Source organism: Endozoicomonas sp. SESOKO1 (assembly GCF_024606265.1).
Lineage (GTDB): Bacteria > Pseudomonadota > Gammaproteobacteria > Pseudomonadales > Endozoicomonadaceae > Endozoicomonas.
Genome location: NZ_JAHHPP010000160.1, coordinates 1 through 14,953 on the forward strand (window position 1 = coordinate 1; position 14,953 = coordinate 14,953).

The following is a 14,953-nucleotide window of genomic DNA, read 5'->3' on the forward strand; positions in this document are numbered from 1 at the left end:
CCGACCCTCTGCTTGTAAGGCAGATGCTCTCCCAGCTGAGCTAATCACCCTGAACGCTTTTTCCAGAGATTGTCTCAGGAAATTATCGAAAGCTTGGCTTTCTCAAGTTTTCCGAGCGCCCTCTCAACAACGCGGCGAATTATAAGCAGCTAACCTGTTGATACGCAACAGTTATTAAAGACTTTTTTTATACCCTCTATTTCTTTATCAACATCGGTAGCTCTTTTACGGTCAGGGTTTGCTACCATGTGCCTTTCCATCACAGCCTTGAACTCATACTCGCAAGTGCAGTCCGACTCTATAGGACAATATGGATGGAACAAAATGGAAAGCAGCCAAACCTCCTACTAATCAGGATTCTGGAACGATCATGTGGTTCAAAAATCTTATCTTTTATCGGTTTACCCAGCCATTCAAGACATCTGTTGAAGAGCTTGAAGAACAACTTCGCCAGAAACACTTTCGCAGCTGCGGCAGTCAGGATATGAGTACCTATGGCTGGGTCCCCCCATTAGGCAAACATGGCGAACTGCTGACCCATGCCGGCAATGGTTTCATAATGATCACGGCCCGCAAGGAAGAGAAAATTCTTCCGGCCAGCGTGATCAAGGACGCACTGGAAGAAAAAGTTGAACAAATTGAACAGGAACAGGATCGTCAGGTTTTCAGCAAAGAGAAGAAAGCATTAAAAGACGATGTGCTGATGGAGCTGCTGCCCAAAGCATTCAGCCGCAGCCAGAACACCTTTGCTTATATTGACCCGATGAAAGGCTGGCTGGTTGTGGATGCCTCTTCCTTCAAAAAAGCGGAAGAGCTGACTTCCTGTCTGCGTGAATGCCTTGGCAGCCTGCCGATTATTAACCCACCCCTGAAAAACATGCCATCCCATGCCATGACTCGCTGGCTGGCTCAGCAAGACCCGATGCCTGACAAGCTGGTGCTCGGTGATGAGTGTGAACTGCGTGAGCCCGGTGATGAAGGGGGGCAGGTTAAAGTCAGTAAACAGGAATTGATTGGTGAAGAGGTTGAGGTTCACCTTCAGGCTGGAAAACAGGTCAGCAAAATGGCACTGCTATGGAACGATGCCCTGGGCTTTGTGCTGGGTGATGACCTGGTCATTCGCAAGCTGAAGTTTACTGACTCCATTCAGGAACAGCTTGATGAAGTCAATGCTGAAACAGCTGCCGAACAGTTTGATGCCGACTTCGCCATCATGACCCTGACACTGCAGCAGATGCTGGATGAGCTGATGGAAAACCTTGGCGGAATGAGCGAAGAAGCACTGGAAAGAAATGAGATAGCCAGTTTCCCGGTAGAGATCCCGGAAAAAGAGACCGTTTAAGATGGCGCGCCACGAGAGCACAAGGTTGAAAGATCGTTTCCCTGTGCTCTTTGGGCTGAAACTCAGTGCATCAGGCCAAACAGCTTACCACGATAGCGTTTGGCAACCGGGTTACCCTGCCCCAGCTGATCAAATACCTGCAACATCAGTAACCTGGCACCGTCTTCACGGAACTCACGATCTCGGCGAACAATGGTTAACAAATTCTCCAGCGCCCCTTCATTGTCATCTGCAATCACCAGCCGAATCGCCAGCTGGTAGCGAGCCTCATGATCATTGTCATCTCCGGCCAGCCGGGCTTCCAATTCATTCCGGGCGGGGGCATCCGCGACCATTTCATAGAAAGACAGCTTGGCTTTAGGCTGGGCAATGCCTTCTGCATCGGCAGGGAGTACAGCCATCAACTGGCGGGCATCATCGATACGCCCCAGTTCCAGCAACAGATTAACCTGCAACACTTGCAGTGCATGGTTATCCGGTTCATCTTGCAAAATATTCTGCAGCAACGCCAATGCCCGCCCAGCCTCACCTTCAGCCATCAGCGCCTCAACCTGCTGACGAATCATGTCTGCCGGACTCATGGTCAATGGATCCAGGACTTCACGAAGCTGCTCTTCCGACTGAGGTCCACTGAACACCTGAACCGGCCTTCCCTGGTGCAAAACCACCTGCCCGGGTAACGCGCTTACCTGCAGCTGACTCACCAGCTGCTGTGCCAGCATCTGCTGGGTTTCTGCTGCCACTTTCGCCAGTATCAGTTTGCCCTGGTAAGAGGCAGCCAACACTTCCAGAACACTCAGTTGAGCCGAGCAGGCCGGATCACTCTGCATGCCTATATAAAGAAGCACTGGCTGATCTACAGATTGCTGAAGTACTTCCTGAATATTCGCTTCTGTCACATCCACCACGAAGCTTTGCTCATTCATCACATTTGCCACCTTGAAAATCCTGCTGAAATCAGGCCCTAACCTGACCACAGCGCAACGCTAAACCATGTGGGAATAATAATGATACTTTCACACGGCGATAAGGTCTCGGCCTGCATTTTTTACTTTCGCTTTTCAGCGATCAAGTTCTGCCTGAAGTAATGTGATTAAACACTTCGCCGCAATTCACCGGAGAATCCACTCGGCAGCACCAGCCTTTTCTTTAAGAAGATCCTGGAATTAGCAGCACTTTGTATTAATAGGGTACAAACAGGGTATAAATAGACTTCAACCCGGAACTGCCAACATTACTTTACCCACAGAATCTGTGGATAAGTTTGTGGATGACCCATCACAACCCGTCACAAAGACCGATGTTTACTACCCCTATATTAAACTGGCTATTTTTTGATCTATTTTTTCTCTATATTTTTCATGCACTTAGAATAAGTACTTACAAAATCAGGCACTTATGACACCAGAAAAAAAAGACACGCCAATTGCTTGACATTTGTGCATAAAAAATTTTTATCAGCTACTTTCGAGCGGGACCCTGAAGTGCCTGTCGAAAATCCCGGGATCAAGCTTTAATAACTGACAGTTATTAATCAAACAGATTCAAATTGTACAGCCCTTAACCTGTAAAGCCGGTCTACTCATTTTTCCTGTACAGGCAACACGGGTTATTTGCTATGATTCCCCGCCTGAACATCCATGGTTACGCCGTGCGCTGGTCAAGCTCTGTTCAAGGAGGCACAGACTCTGACTGCCAGGAATATACTCACCGCCATCCAGGTTGGCAGGCATCTCAAATAGCGTTGAATATATTGGATTTGTTGTACCAACATCATTCGTTATAAACCGACATTACAGAACAGAACACAGAACAGGTAGCTGCAATGAGTCTTGCTGATAAGGTGCTGGCCGTTAACAACGATCTCCCGATTCGAACCGACCTTCCCATTCACTCCGGCAAGGTACGCTCAGTTTACTGGCTTACTGACACGGACAGCCAGCGACTCATCAAAGAAAAAGGCTATGATGTCGAGTCAAATGCACCACTGGCCATTATGGTCATTTCTGACCGAATCAGCGCTTTTGACTGTATCTGGCATGGCGAAGGGGGACTCCATGGCATCCCTGGCAAGGGTGCTGCCTTAAATGCGATCTCTAACCACTGGTTCAATCTCTTCAGGCAACATGGCCTGGCTGACAGCCACATCCTGGATACCCCTCATCCACTGGTCTGGATTGTCCAGAAAGCACAACCCGTGATGATTGAAGCCATCGGTCGTCAGTATATTACCGGCTCAATGTGGCGGGCATACGGTAAAGGTGAGCGCGAATTCTGCGGTATACGGCTTCCGGAAGGACTGGAGAAAGATCAACAACTGCCAGAACTGCTGATTACACCATCAACCAAGGGTGTGTTAAAAGGCATTCCCGGAGTGCCTGAAGCCGATGACGTTAATATTTCCCGTAAGGACCTTGAGGATAATTACACCGCTTTCAATTTCCGCAATCCAGGCGATATTGACCGCTACGAAACCCTGCTTCGGGAAGGCTTCCGCGTCATCAGTCAGTCCCTGGCATCCCTTGACCAGGTGTTTGTCGACACCAAGTTTGAGTTTGGTTACGTCACCGATGCCGGCGGGCAGGAACAGCTGATTTATATGGATGAGGTCGGCACTCCTGACTCATCCAGGATCTGGGATGGGGAAGCCTATCGTCACGGTCAGGTGATTGAAAATTCAAAAGAGAGCTTCAGGCAGTTTCTGCTTAATCACTTCCCTGATCCGGATATCCTGCTGAATAAAGAGAGAATGCCGGAGCGGGAAGCACTTGCCAGAGATCATGCATTACCACAAAGCGCATTTATGGATCTCTCCAGAACCTATACAGGGATCGCGGAAAAGATTACCGGAAAATCTCTGGGCCTCTCTGAAAATCCAAAGGCCGAAATTATTGAAATTCTGGACAATGAATATGGCTTGATCGATTCAAAGTGACCAGGCAAAAAAAGTGGGCTTTCAACAATTAACGATGAAAAAAAGCAGGCTTAAGCCTGCTTTTTTTACCATTCACTTTGTTGCATTCATTTTATTGCATTCACTTTATTGAAGATTGTCCTGGATAACCCGGAGCAGTTTCTGACTGACATCTGCAGGCGCTGATGTATTAACATCCTTCTCTACAGAAAGCTGAACCACCTCCGGGTAATTACTCACCCTCACCGTCAACGTTTTGTTCTCATCAGGAACATCGGCTTCTTCATCACCACTGAACCACCCTGACCAGAAGCTCTTTTTCTTTTGCTCCTGATTCAGTTGGGGAACACTGTCGGCGAGATAAAAGAGACCGGCTGAACGGTTACGATCAACAACCTTGAGTCCGGCTTTATCCACGGCATTGGCAACGGCATCCCATACACGGGCATAAGAGAACCCCCGAACCGTCAGTACCGGGTTGCCATTGCCGTCCCGGCCGGGTTGCGCCAGTGAAGTGATATCAAGCCCCTGATCCTGCAGAGAAACCGATGATTTAGCTTCATTACGCTCAATACTGTAATGGTCACCTTCTTTCATCATCAATCGCTGGGAAGGTCTTGGAACTTCGAACTCCCTTGACAGTTTCTGGTCAGAAACGCCTGCCTCGGGAATGACCAGAACATCCCCCAGCTCTTTGGCCTGAGACCCCGCAGGCAAGGTGATGGGCGTGGCTATCTGCGCCTCGGTGTAGTCTCCGGCACGATCCCGCAGATACCCCTGCTGGCCAAAAGGATTGACACAACCTGTCAGCACCAAAGCGCTGATAGCAACAGACAGGCCCAACCGGGTGTGCCTTTTCAACTCACTGATCCTTTGACCTGGAACCATCAAATCAACTCCGCCTTTTGCAGTGCATTTCTAACCTCGGAGTGATGACACTCCGAAAGGGGCGTCAATGGCAAACGAATACCTTCCTTGATCATCCCCATTTCCTTTAGCGCCCATTTTACTGGAATCGGATTAGCTTCCAGAAAGAGCTTGCGGCTCAATGCCTCAATACGACTATTGAGCGCTTCCGCCTTACTGCGATCGCCCGTCATCGCTGCAACACACAGTTCATGCATAATCTTTGGCGCAACATTATTGACAACAGAAATCACACCATTGGCACCCTGGAGCATCAGCTCCATGCCGGTGGCATCATCACCGGAGTATATGGCAAAGTCATCACCGCACAACTCGCGGATCTGTCTGCCCCGCTCAATAATGCCAGTGGCTTCCTTGACACCGACAATATTCTCCAGCTGACTCAGGCGACCAATGGTTTCTGGTAGCAGGTCCACCCCTGTCCGGCCGGGAACATTATAGAGAATCTGGGGAATCGCGACCGATTCAGCCACCGTTTTATAATGAAGATAAAGCCCTTCCTGAGTCGGCTTGTTGTAATAAGGCGTCACCAGCAAACAGGCATCGGCCCCCAGCGCCCTGGCTTCTGCTGTCAGATGGACTGCCTCGGCGGTCGAGTTCGCCCCGGTACCGGCAATCACGGGGATCCGGCCATCCACCAGATCCACCATTCTTTTGATGGCTTCACAATGTTCCTGCACCGTCAGAGTGGCTGACTCACCCGTGGTGCCTACCACCACGATACCATCCGTTCCCTGGTCGATATGATGCTCTACAAGCGCATCCATACTCTCCCAGTCCAGCTCACCATTGCCATACATGGGGCTCACAATTGCCACCAGGCTCCCGGTAATCATCAGTTCACTCCTAAAGGCAGAATCTCGGGTAATGTTACTAATGCCCCCTTCTATTCACAAGGCCGAAATCCATCCCTGTCCTGCTCTATGCTGAAAAACTGAAGCCTGTGAAGAGAAAAGCCCCGATTGTTTGAATACTGCTTCAGAACCTGCCTTTTTTTTCAGTGATGGTTTAAACTATTCCCCTGAATTTAATAATGACTAATGAGAGCGACTAAGGATAAAACATGAGCGTAACTCTGGGCCAACCCGTTCCTGACTTTACTGCCCAAGCGACCAGTGACACAACGGTCAGACTCTCTGAACTCATCGGTCACAAAGTCGTACTGTTTTTCTACCCAAAAGACAATACCCCCGGCTGCACCAGCGAAGGTCAGGCCTTCAGAGACCTTTACAGACAATTTCAGCAGTCAGGCACCCTCGTCTTTGGCGTATCCAAAGACGGCATCAAGGCTCATGAAAACTTTCGTGCCAAACACGACTTCCCTTTCGAGCTGATTTCCGACAAGGATGAGACGCTTTGCAAACTGTTTGACGTCATCAAGTTAAAGCAGATGTATGGCAAAGAGTACATGGGCATCGAACGCAGTACCTTCCTGATCGACAGCAAGGGTGTACTGCAACACGAGTGGCGCAAGGTTCGCATCAAGGGGCATGTTGAAGATGTTCTGCAGGCTGCACAAATGGTGGATACTAAGACACAGACCGATAACAGCGGCGAAGAGGAGTAATGAAAACGCCATTTTCTGCGCTGAATCTGTACTGAACCTGCGTTGAATAAAGTGGGCTTGCCCCGCTTTTTTTGGCTCTTTTGAGTTTTAAATGGATTCCACATCCGCCACGGCAGGCCAGGCATTCATTACCGCCTTTAACAAGGTTGCCAGGGGGATGGCAAAAAAGATTCCCCAGAATCCCCACAAACCACCGAAAACCAGAACGGCAAGAATAATAGCAACAGGATGAAGGTTCACGGCTTCAGAGAACAGCAATGGCACCAGAACATTACCATCCAGCGCCTGGATAATCCCATAGACAACCATCAGAATAACAAACTGATCCCCCACCCCCCATTGGAAAAAACCGATAATGGCAATGGGTATCGTCACCACGGTCGCCCCGATATAGGGCACAACCACCGAGAAGCCGACCATCACGGCCAGAAGGGCAGAATAGCTTAATCCTAACAGGGCAAACAGCACATAACTGACACCCCCGACAATGACAATTTCTATCGCCTTACCCCTGATATAGTTGCCAATCTGGTCATTCATCTCGTCGGCGACCTGGTCAATCAGCCGACGACGGCGAGGTAAAATACCGGCCATCCACCCCAGCAGAACCTCTTTATCCTTGAGAAAAAAGAAAACCAGGATAGGCACCAGGATCAGATAGACCAGCAGGGCAACGATACCGGGGATCTTGGACAGCGAAAAAGACAATGCCCACTGGCCAAAGTCGGCAAGGTGTTTATTAATGGTTGTGACCAGCAAGCTGACCTGTTGTTCAGAAACAAAGCCCGGGAATAGATCCGGCAAACTGACCAGCAGGGCCTGCCCTTCGCGAACCATTCCAGGCATCGCATTCAGCAGGTGGGTTACCTGTTCCCACACCAGTGGAACTACCACAAAAATCACCACCAGCAACGCGGCCATAAACCCCATAAACACCAGATTGACCGCCAGAAGATGAGGCATCCGTCGTCGCTCAAGCCAGTTCACCAGGCCTTGCATCAGAAACGCAAAAACCAAAGCTGCCAATGCCGGTGCCAGCATTTTCCCCATGGTCAGAACCACAATAAAGCCAACCAGCAATATAACCAGAAGCACCACCGCTTCCTGATCGGAAAGATAGCTGTGCAACCACCCCTTAATTACATTCAGCATTAAATGCTCCATTGGTTATTCAATGACTCAAGATTCATTCATTGAACTCAAGTCCCTTAAAGCTCAGACTGGTTAACTACTTATGCTGCAATGTATGGATATAAACCCCATGCTCTTCTTCACTGGCCACCAGCCTATGCCCACTGATTCTGGCAAAGCTGGCAAAATCCCTGACAGAGCCGGGATCTGTAGCATACACTCTAATAATCTGACCTGACTGCATACGGCTCAGGGCCTGCTTTGCTTTCAGCAACGGCAGCGGGCAGCTCATACCTTTAAGATCAAGTTCCTGATCAACATCCATCATAACGACTCATTCTTCAGAGGCTGCAACAGTTAAGAACACTTAACGTTAATATCAGAGACAGAGTATCTATTTGTTTAAGCGTCAGAACTGTGTAAGCACTTTAGCGGGCAAATGGTTAAAAGAGGTAATATCCTGTCGATGATCCACCACCTTTATAACTGTACTGTGTTATATGGCTACGTCATAAACAGATTCGTGATAAAGTGTACCGTAGAAAACACGAGTATGGATATTCTATGAAACGAGCGGGCTTTTTGTCAGCGTTTATACTAGCCACAGCACTGACCTCTGTACTGTCGACCTACTCCAGCGTCACCCTGAGCAGCAACCTCAACCTTCCGAGCCTGGGCGATACCACTTCAGGCGTTATTTCCCAACAGGAAGAGTATGAGCTCGGACGGTCATGGTTAAAAGCCATTCGCAATCAGACCCCCACGGTTTCTGACCCACAACTCAAAGACTACCTTGAAAACCTGACCTACCGACTGGCCGCTTCCAGTCAACTGCAAGATCACCGACTCGTTACGCTTGTTATTGACAACCCTGCCCTGAATGCCTTTGCCGCCCCGGGAGGCATCGTTGGCGTCAACACCGGGCTGTTTCTCAATGCTGAAACCGAATCACAGTTTGCCGCCGTTCTGGCACACGAACTGGCACACTTGAGCCAGCGCCACTATGCCCGCAATGTTGAAGATGCACGCAATAAAAGTATCCCCAATGCTGCCGCCATTCTCGGATCCATACTGATCATGGCCACCGCTGGCGGAGACGCTGGTGCCGCAGCACTGACCTCAACCGTTGCAGGCATGCAGAGCGCACGGCTTCGTTTCAGTCGCCAGTTTGAACGGGAAGCCGATAATATCGGCATCACCACCCTGGCCAAGGCAGGCTTTGACCCACAGGCAATGCCGGCAGTCTTTGAGCAAATGAACAAAGCCAGCCGTTATGGCAGCCGGCCTCCGGAGTTCCTCCTTACCCACCCGGTAACAGAAAACCGTATCGCAGACTCCCGGGCACGGGCCGACCAGATGTCAGCCCAGAAGCTGGGAACAACCAAAGGCTCGCAAAACTACCAGTTCATGAGAATGCGCGCCGCCATCCTGAACAGCAACAATCCCCATGAAATGGCCAGACAGCTGAGCAGGGAATTAGAGTCCGGATTAACGGCTGTATCAGAAGCCAGCCGTGCTCCCACTCGATATGGGTTGGCGCTGGCCAGCATGAAAACACGCAACTTCACGGTAGCAGAGCAGCAACTGAATACCTTGCTGCAACAATACCCTGACAACCCTCACCTGATGATGACCCAATCCCTGATGGAAGCGGCGTCCGGGAAAGCCAGCCAGGGGCTTAAACGTATCGACACGGCCCTGGGTACCAACCCGAACAGCTACCCTCTTCTGGCAACCCGCGCAGAAATCCTGCTGAAACAGCGGGATTATGCCGGTGCCCGGAATGAGCTTCAGAAACTCAGCCGACTCCGTCCACAAGACCCGGACATCTGGTTTGAACTGGCCGAAGTTCAGGGGCTTGCAGAGGATATTGTCGGTCTTCACCAATCAAGGGCTGAGTACTTCTTCCTCATTGGCAACACCGACGATGCCATTAAACACCTGCAATACGCCCTGGAGATATCAGGAGATAACTTTTCACTCAAATCGAAACTTCAGCAGAAGCTGACGGATATGCAAAACTATCGACAAAAAATAAGAAACTCATAAAAGACTGTGGAACTATCCAATGATCGGGCGGTCTACGATGTGCAGTCATCGGTAACCACTGGTGGTTTTAACTGGTGTTTATAAAAGTGCAGATCGAGGTGGAATATGCTCGTTCGATGCGTGCCAAAATCTGAATCGGAAATCCACCGACTCAAGGAGCCATACGGTAATTTTGATATTTGTCCGGCCAGTAACAATCTGGAAAAAGACCATAGACATAAACCAGTTCCCCTGAAAAAAACAAATTCCCCTGATAACCAACCGGGACATTATCTGGAGGCAAAACTTCCGACAGAGGCCGTCGGTTTTTTTCTTCTTACCTGTAATGGTCCGGGTTACACCGTCATCCCACTGAATCCCGGCAAACGCCTTTACCTTGTTGATGAGCACAGGGGCTTTCCGCCAGGTTTGGATCTTGTTATCAAGACGCTCCAGGAGCGAGATATCTGGGTTGTAAGAAGCTGGCTGGATGTAACCCGTAAAATAGATGCCATTACTGCCCCGAAAGAGAGACGTACCAATTTTGATGCTCGTTGGACGAAAAAGAGAATGGACGAGTGGGTCCATTACGAAAATCATTGCAACGCTGGACGCTGCTCGCTGCCCAACACCACCGATAATCGATGCCAGACTTTTACCGAGCACAGCGGTGAATCGGGATTATGTCGCCTGTTATCAAAGACCCCCGAATCGCTCTGCCACTATGTTAATGAAGGCCTGTTTTTTTCCGGAAGCTATGCTTGTGATGGCGTAAACCCGGCCATATTACAAGCCCATGCCGCAGCACCGGGGGTAAAAGGGCTTGATGAGCGGTTAACCTGCGTGTTTTGCATGAAGAATTCACGCTTTGATGTGGCCACGATCACCGGGATTTTCCAGGAAACACAAAAAAAACCCATTGAGGCCGAGAAGATAGTCAGAAGTTATCTATCACGAGGGGGAATGTACGGGCTGGGGTTACACGACAGTAATTGTTTACATAACCGCTATCGCGACAAACCTCTGGTACAGATTATCGATGTTGAGGGCAATATCAGGGCCAGCCAAATATACTTTATTGCGGACCCCGTGCAAGAGAGCAAATCCAATGACCCTGATAGAATGGATCGGTCCTGTCCCTACATCCGGGTGTTTGTGCTCCATCCCCATGACACACAAAAAACAGGCTCCCTGTTTGTCTCCCACAGGGAGATAACTGAAATCATCCATCAGGAGAACAATAGAAAGCTGGGGGAAATGATCAACGACTCAGCTCTCGGGGTCTCCCTGGCCCTCATTGAACTAGAGCAGATGAGGCTGGAATACGCCGGGTTTTCCAGAGTCTTCAGGAAATTTGAACAGAAGCTGCAGGAAGCGACTGAAGCTTATCAAATACAATATACTTCATCGGCGCTTTGCCTGGAGCTTGAAACTTATAAGCAGTTATGGCAACAGCTTCCTGCGCCCCAATCCCCGGCAGAACAGGATGTTTCTGAATTTTTGGTAAACGCCAACAGGGAATTCTGTCAGCTCTACGCCTGGTGTCATCTCATGAGCGAACTGATATCACTGAAAGAGAATACCGAAGGCAATTGGCATTTCCTGCTTGAACCCATTATCGATAAAGTGGCATTACGACGTAAACGAGCGTGGGATTATCTCAACCAAAGCATCAACAGGCACTCACCATCCACTGCTCCGGATGATCTGAATATGACCCGGCTTGCCGCCCCGGTCTCCTGGGAAAAGCTGCAGGGCAGTAACCCCTGCTATCGCCAGATCTGCGAAAGTGGGACTGAAATATTGGCGCAGTTGCAGAAATTGACGTTGTAGAACAGTAACGCTTCTATAAATTATGGGGCCAAGGTGGTTTATGCTCGTACGATGTGTACCAAAATCTAACCTGGAAGTTCACAGCCTCATGGACCGATATGGCAAATTTGATGCTTGCCCGGCCAGTGCCAACCTGGAGAAAGACCCCAGACATAAACCGGTGCCTCTGAGTAAGACAAATTCCCATGGCAAGCAACCGGAACATTATCTTGAAGCAACACTTGCGTCAGATGCCGTTGGTTTTTTTCTTCTCACCTGTAATGGTCCGGGATACACCGTTATCCCATTTAACCCCGGCAAGCGTTTTTATCAGGTTGATGGGCACAATGGCTATCCGCCAGACCCGTTTATCAGGACGCTCCAGCAGCGGGATATCTGGGTTGTGCGAAGCTGGCTCGATGTAACGCGCAAGATCAATGCCATGGCCGATCCGAACGAGAAACGCGTTAGACTTTATGCATTTTATGAGAGAAGGCTGGCCTCTCCCTGCGAGCAAAAAGCGATGGTCAGTCATGAAAATCATTGGAACCCCGGACGCTACTCACTACCCAACACCGCTGATGAGCGATACCAGACTTTTACCGAACATCACCGTGAATCAAAGTTATGTCGCATGTTATTAAAGACCCCGGAACTGCTCAGACACTATGTTGATGAAGGTCTGTTTTTTTCCGGAAACTATACTTGTGGTCAGGCATACAGCTCCATATTGCAAGCTCAGGCCGCAGCTCCGGGATTAACCGGGCTTGAAGAGCGGTTAACCTGCGCATTTTGTATGAAGAACTCACGTTTTTCCGAGACCAGGACAATTGAGATTTCCCAAAAAAAACCAAAAAGCCCCATTGATGCCGAGAATATAATCAGAACTTATCTATCAAAGGGACAGCTGTGCAGCTGGAAACTGCACGACCAGAGTTGTTTTAATTCTCTCTACCGCGACAAACCCCTGGTGCAGGTAATTGACGCTGAAGGCAATGCCAGGGCTTACCAAATGTACTTTATTGCCGACCCGGTGCATGAGAGCGGGTCGAAGGTGGCTAATAGAAGGGACCGGTCCTGCCCCTACGTCCGGGCATTTGTGCTCCACCCCCATGACACACAAAAAACAGGCTCCTTGTTTGTCTCCCGCCGGGAGTTAACTGAAATCATCCACCAGGAGAACAACAGAGAGCGGCGGGAAATGATCCATGATTCAGCTCTCTGGGTTTCCACAGCCCTCGAGTCAGCACCGAGGAGATTGCAACCTCCTGAGTCATTATATGCTGTCATGAAATTTAATGAGAAACTGAAGGAAGCGACCGAAGCTTATCAAGCACAATATGCATCATCGGCGCTTTGCCTGGAGCTTGCAACTTATAAGACGTTATGGCAACAGCTTCCTGCGCCCCTGTCCCCGACAGAACAGGTTGTTTATGATTTTCTGGTAAAGGCCAACAAAAGATTCTGCCACCTCTACACTTGGAGTCACCTGACAAATGAACTGATGTTATTAAAAAATAATATTGATATAAACTGTGCTTGCGTACTTGACCCCATCATCAAGAAAATGGCACAACGACGAGAGCGAGCTCGAAACCATCTTCAGCAAAGCCTCAATATGCATTCATCAGCACCTTGTCCAGCCTGGCCGTTGGCTATGACCCGACTTGCTACCCCGTTTTCCTGGGAGAAGCTTCAGAGCCATAATCCCTGCTTTCGTCAGATCAGCGAGAGCGGGACTGAAATATTGGCGCAGTTGCAGAAATTGACGTTGTAGAATTACATGGATAAACAGGGGAATAACTTATAAAGCAGAGCCGGGAGGCTTCAATCCCGGTCAGCCTCCTCGGGGGGCAATATTAACCGGCCGCGGTAAAGTCCAACATTCGCTGTAAAGGCTTTAGCGCCTTATTCCGCAACTCATCACTGACATCAATGACATTCAGGTCACCCGGCGATTCCAGACATTCCTGCAGAGCATCAAGGGTATTCATTGCCATCCATGGACAATGGGCACAACTGCGACAAGTGGCACCACTGCCCGCAGTAGGGGCCTCCAAAAAGCGCTTCTCAGGTGAAGCCTGCTGCATCTTGTAGAAAATACCACGATCCGTAGCGACGATGAATGTGCTGTTTGGCATGTCCTGAGACGCTTTCAATAACTGACTTGTCGATCCCACCACATCAGCAATCTCAACCACTGAGTCAGGTGACTCCGGGTGAACCAGCACCGCTGCATCAGGATAAACCCGTTTCAGATCTTCAATACCTTTCGCCTTGAACTCTTCATGAACAATACAGCTACTGTCCCAGAGCAGCATATCGGCACCGGTATTTTTCTGGATATAGCGGCCAAGGTATTTATCCGGCCCCCAGATAATCGCTTTCCCCTGGGCATCCAGTTCTTCGATGATATCAAGCGCACAACTGGAGGTAACGACCCAGTCAGCCCGTGCTTTTACGGCAGCTGACGTATTAGCATAGACAACCACTTCCCGGTCAGGGTGCTGATCACAAAACGCAGAAAACTCTTCTACCGGGCAACCCAGGTCAAGTGAGCACTCAGCTTCAAGCGTTGGCATCAGTACCTGCTTTTCAGGGCTGAGAATTTTGGCCGTTTCCCCCATAAAACGAACACCAGCCACTATCAGTGTTTCGGCGTCGTGCCGGGCACCAAAGCGGGCCATTTCCAATGAGTCCGCAATAAAGCCACCGGTCTCATCAGCCAGTTCCTGAACGACAGGATCTGTATAATAGTGAGCGACCAGAACCGCTCTCCTCTCTTTCAGCAGCTGTTTAATTCTGCTTTTTTTGGCTTCCTTCACAACCGGATCCACCGGTAATGAGGCCTTCAGCAAATGATCCTGAACGAGTTCTCTGTCTATCACTGCATTCATAAAGCTAGCATCCGGCAAGGCACTTTACCCTTCTGATCTCTTCAATGAACGGCTTCATATACAAGACAGGCAAGTGTCTGCACATTCCTCTATCAATCAGCCATGAGCGGGAAATATTGCATAACTTCCATCCCCAAAATGGAAGGAAATCCAGCTCCGCATTATTTCCATGCCAACATTTTCTGAAAAAAATGTGGCAGGTAGTCTAACACAGCATCGGCACTATTAATAATTATGGTATAGGGATGAATTGGAGGGTGTGGGAGGGTATGGAAAGAAGTGGTGGGTCGTGTAGGATTCGAACCTACGACCAATTGGTTAAAAGCCAACTGCTC

At 49.4% G+C, this 14,953-nt stretch carries 12 protein-coding genes; 6 read left to right on the top strand and 6 right to left on the bottom strand.

The features are described 5' to 3' along the window. Nucleotides 1–370: 370 nt before the first annotated feature. The gene (gene rdgC / locus KDK13_RS07700; protein WP_257284394.1) at nt 371–1,342 is read left to right on the top strand and encodes a recombination-associated protein RdgC; all 972 of its coding nucleotides are present in this window, start codon (nt 371–373) and stop codon (nt 1,340–1,342) included. Between the two features lie 62 nt (nt 1,343–1,404). Here the strand turns inward: rdgC and KDK13_RS07705 are convergent, their stop codons facing one another. Continuing rightward, complete coding sequence (locus KDK13_RS07705) at nt 1,405–2,268, bottom strand: tetratricopeptide repeat protein (protein WP_257284395.1); 864 nt, start codon at nt 2,266–2,268, stop codon at nt 1,405–1,407. Between the two features lie 899 nt (nt 2,269–3,167). Here KDK13_RS07705 and KDK13_RS07710 point away from each other — a divergent pair. Next, complete coding sequence (locus tag KDK13_RS07710) at nt 3,168–4,277, top strand: phosphoribosylaminoimidazolesuccinocarboxamide synthase (RefSeq protein ID WP_257284396.1); 1,110 nt, start codon at nt 3,168–3,170, stop codon at nt 4,275–4,277. 105 nt (nt 4,278–4,382) lie between these two features. Here KDK13_RS07710 and bamC read toward each other — a convergent pair whose 3' ends face one another. Continuing rightward, complete coding sequence (gene bamC / locus KDK13_RS07715; RefSeq protein ID WP_257284397.1) at nt 4,383–5,144, bottom strand: outer membrane protein assembly factor BamC; 762 nt, start codon at nt 5,142–5,144, stop codon at nt 4,383–4,385. After that, a complete protein-coding gene (gene dapA / locus KDK13_RS07720; RefSeq protein WP_257284398.1) occupies nt 5,144–6,019 on the bottom strand; it encodes a 4-hydroxy-tetrahydrodipicolinate synthase in 876 nt (291 codons plus the stop codon). Before dapA ends, bamC begins: the two co-directional genes overlap by 1 nt. Before the next feature lie 227 nt (nt 6,020–6,246). Here dapA and KDK13_RS07725 point away from each other — a divergent pair, with 227 nt between their 5' ends. Beyond that, on the top strand, nt 6,247–6,750 hold the full coding sequence (locus tag KDK13_RS07725; RefSeq protein ID WP_257284399.1) for a peroxiredoxin: 504 nt from the start codon (nt 6,247–6,249) through the stop codon (nt 6,748–6,750). Nucleotides 6,751–6,837: 87 nt separating this feature from the next. Here the strand turns inward: KDK13_RS07725 and KDK13_RS07730 are convergent, their stop codons facing one another. Together KDK13_RS07730 and KDK13_RS07735 are read right to left on the bottom strand one after the other, a co-directional pair. Then, nucleotides 6,838–7,902 (bottom strand): AI-2E family transporter, encoded by a 1,065-nt coding sequence (locus KDK13_RS07730; RefSeq protein ID WP_257284400.1) that lies wholly within the window; start codon nt 7,900–7,902, stop codon nt 6,838–6,840. A 76-nt stretch (nt 7,903–7,978) separates the two neighbouring features. Then, entirely contained in the window at nt 7,979–8,209 is a 231-nt protein-coding gene (locus KDK13_RS07735; protein WP_257284401.1) for a sulfurtransferase TusA family protein, read from the bottom strand. 236 nt (nt 8,210–8,445) lie between these two features. Here KDK13_RS07735 and KDK13_RS07740 point away from each other — a divergent pair, with 236 nt between their 5' ends. The 3 genes from KDK13_RS07740 to KDK13_RS07750 all read left to right on the top strand — a co-directional run bounded on the left by KDK13_RS07740 (nt 8,446) and on the right by KDK13_RS07750 (nt 13,498). Then, complete coding sequence (locus tag KDK13_RS07740) at nt 8,446–9,930, top strand: M48 family metalloprotease (protein ID WP_257284402.1); 1,485 nt, start codon at nt 8,446–8,448, stop codon at nt 9,928–9,930. 105 nt (nt 9,931–10,035) lie between these two features. Next, nucleotides 10,036–11,742, top strand: a complete 1,707-nt coding sequence (locus KDK13_RS07745) for a hypothetical protein (RefSeq protein WP_257284403.1) — start codon at nt 10,036–10,038, stop codon at nt 11,740–11,742. Between the two features lie 40 nt (nt 11,743–11,782). Further along, entirely contained in the window at nt 11,783–13,498 is a 1,716-nt protein-coding gene (locus tag KDK13_RS07750) for a hypothetical protein (RefSeq protein WP_257284404.1), read from the top strand. Between the two features lie 82 nt (nt 13,499–13,580). Here the strand turns inward: KDK13_RS07750 and nadA are convergent, their stop codons facing one another. Continuing rightward, on the bottom strand, nt 13,581–14,618 hold the full coding sequence (nadA, locus tag KDK13_RS07755; protein ID WP_257284405.1) for a quinolinate synthase NadA: 1,038 nt from the start codon (nt 14,616–14,618) through the stop codon (nt 13,581–13,583). Nucleotides 14,619–14,953: the final 335 nt, after the last annotated feature.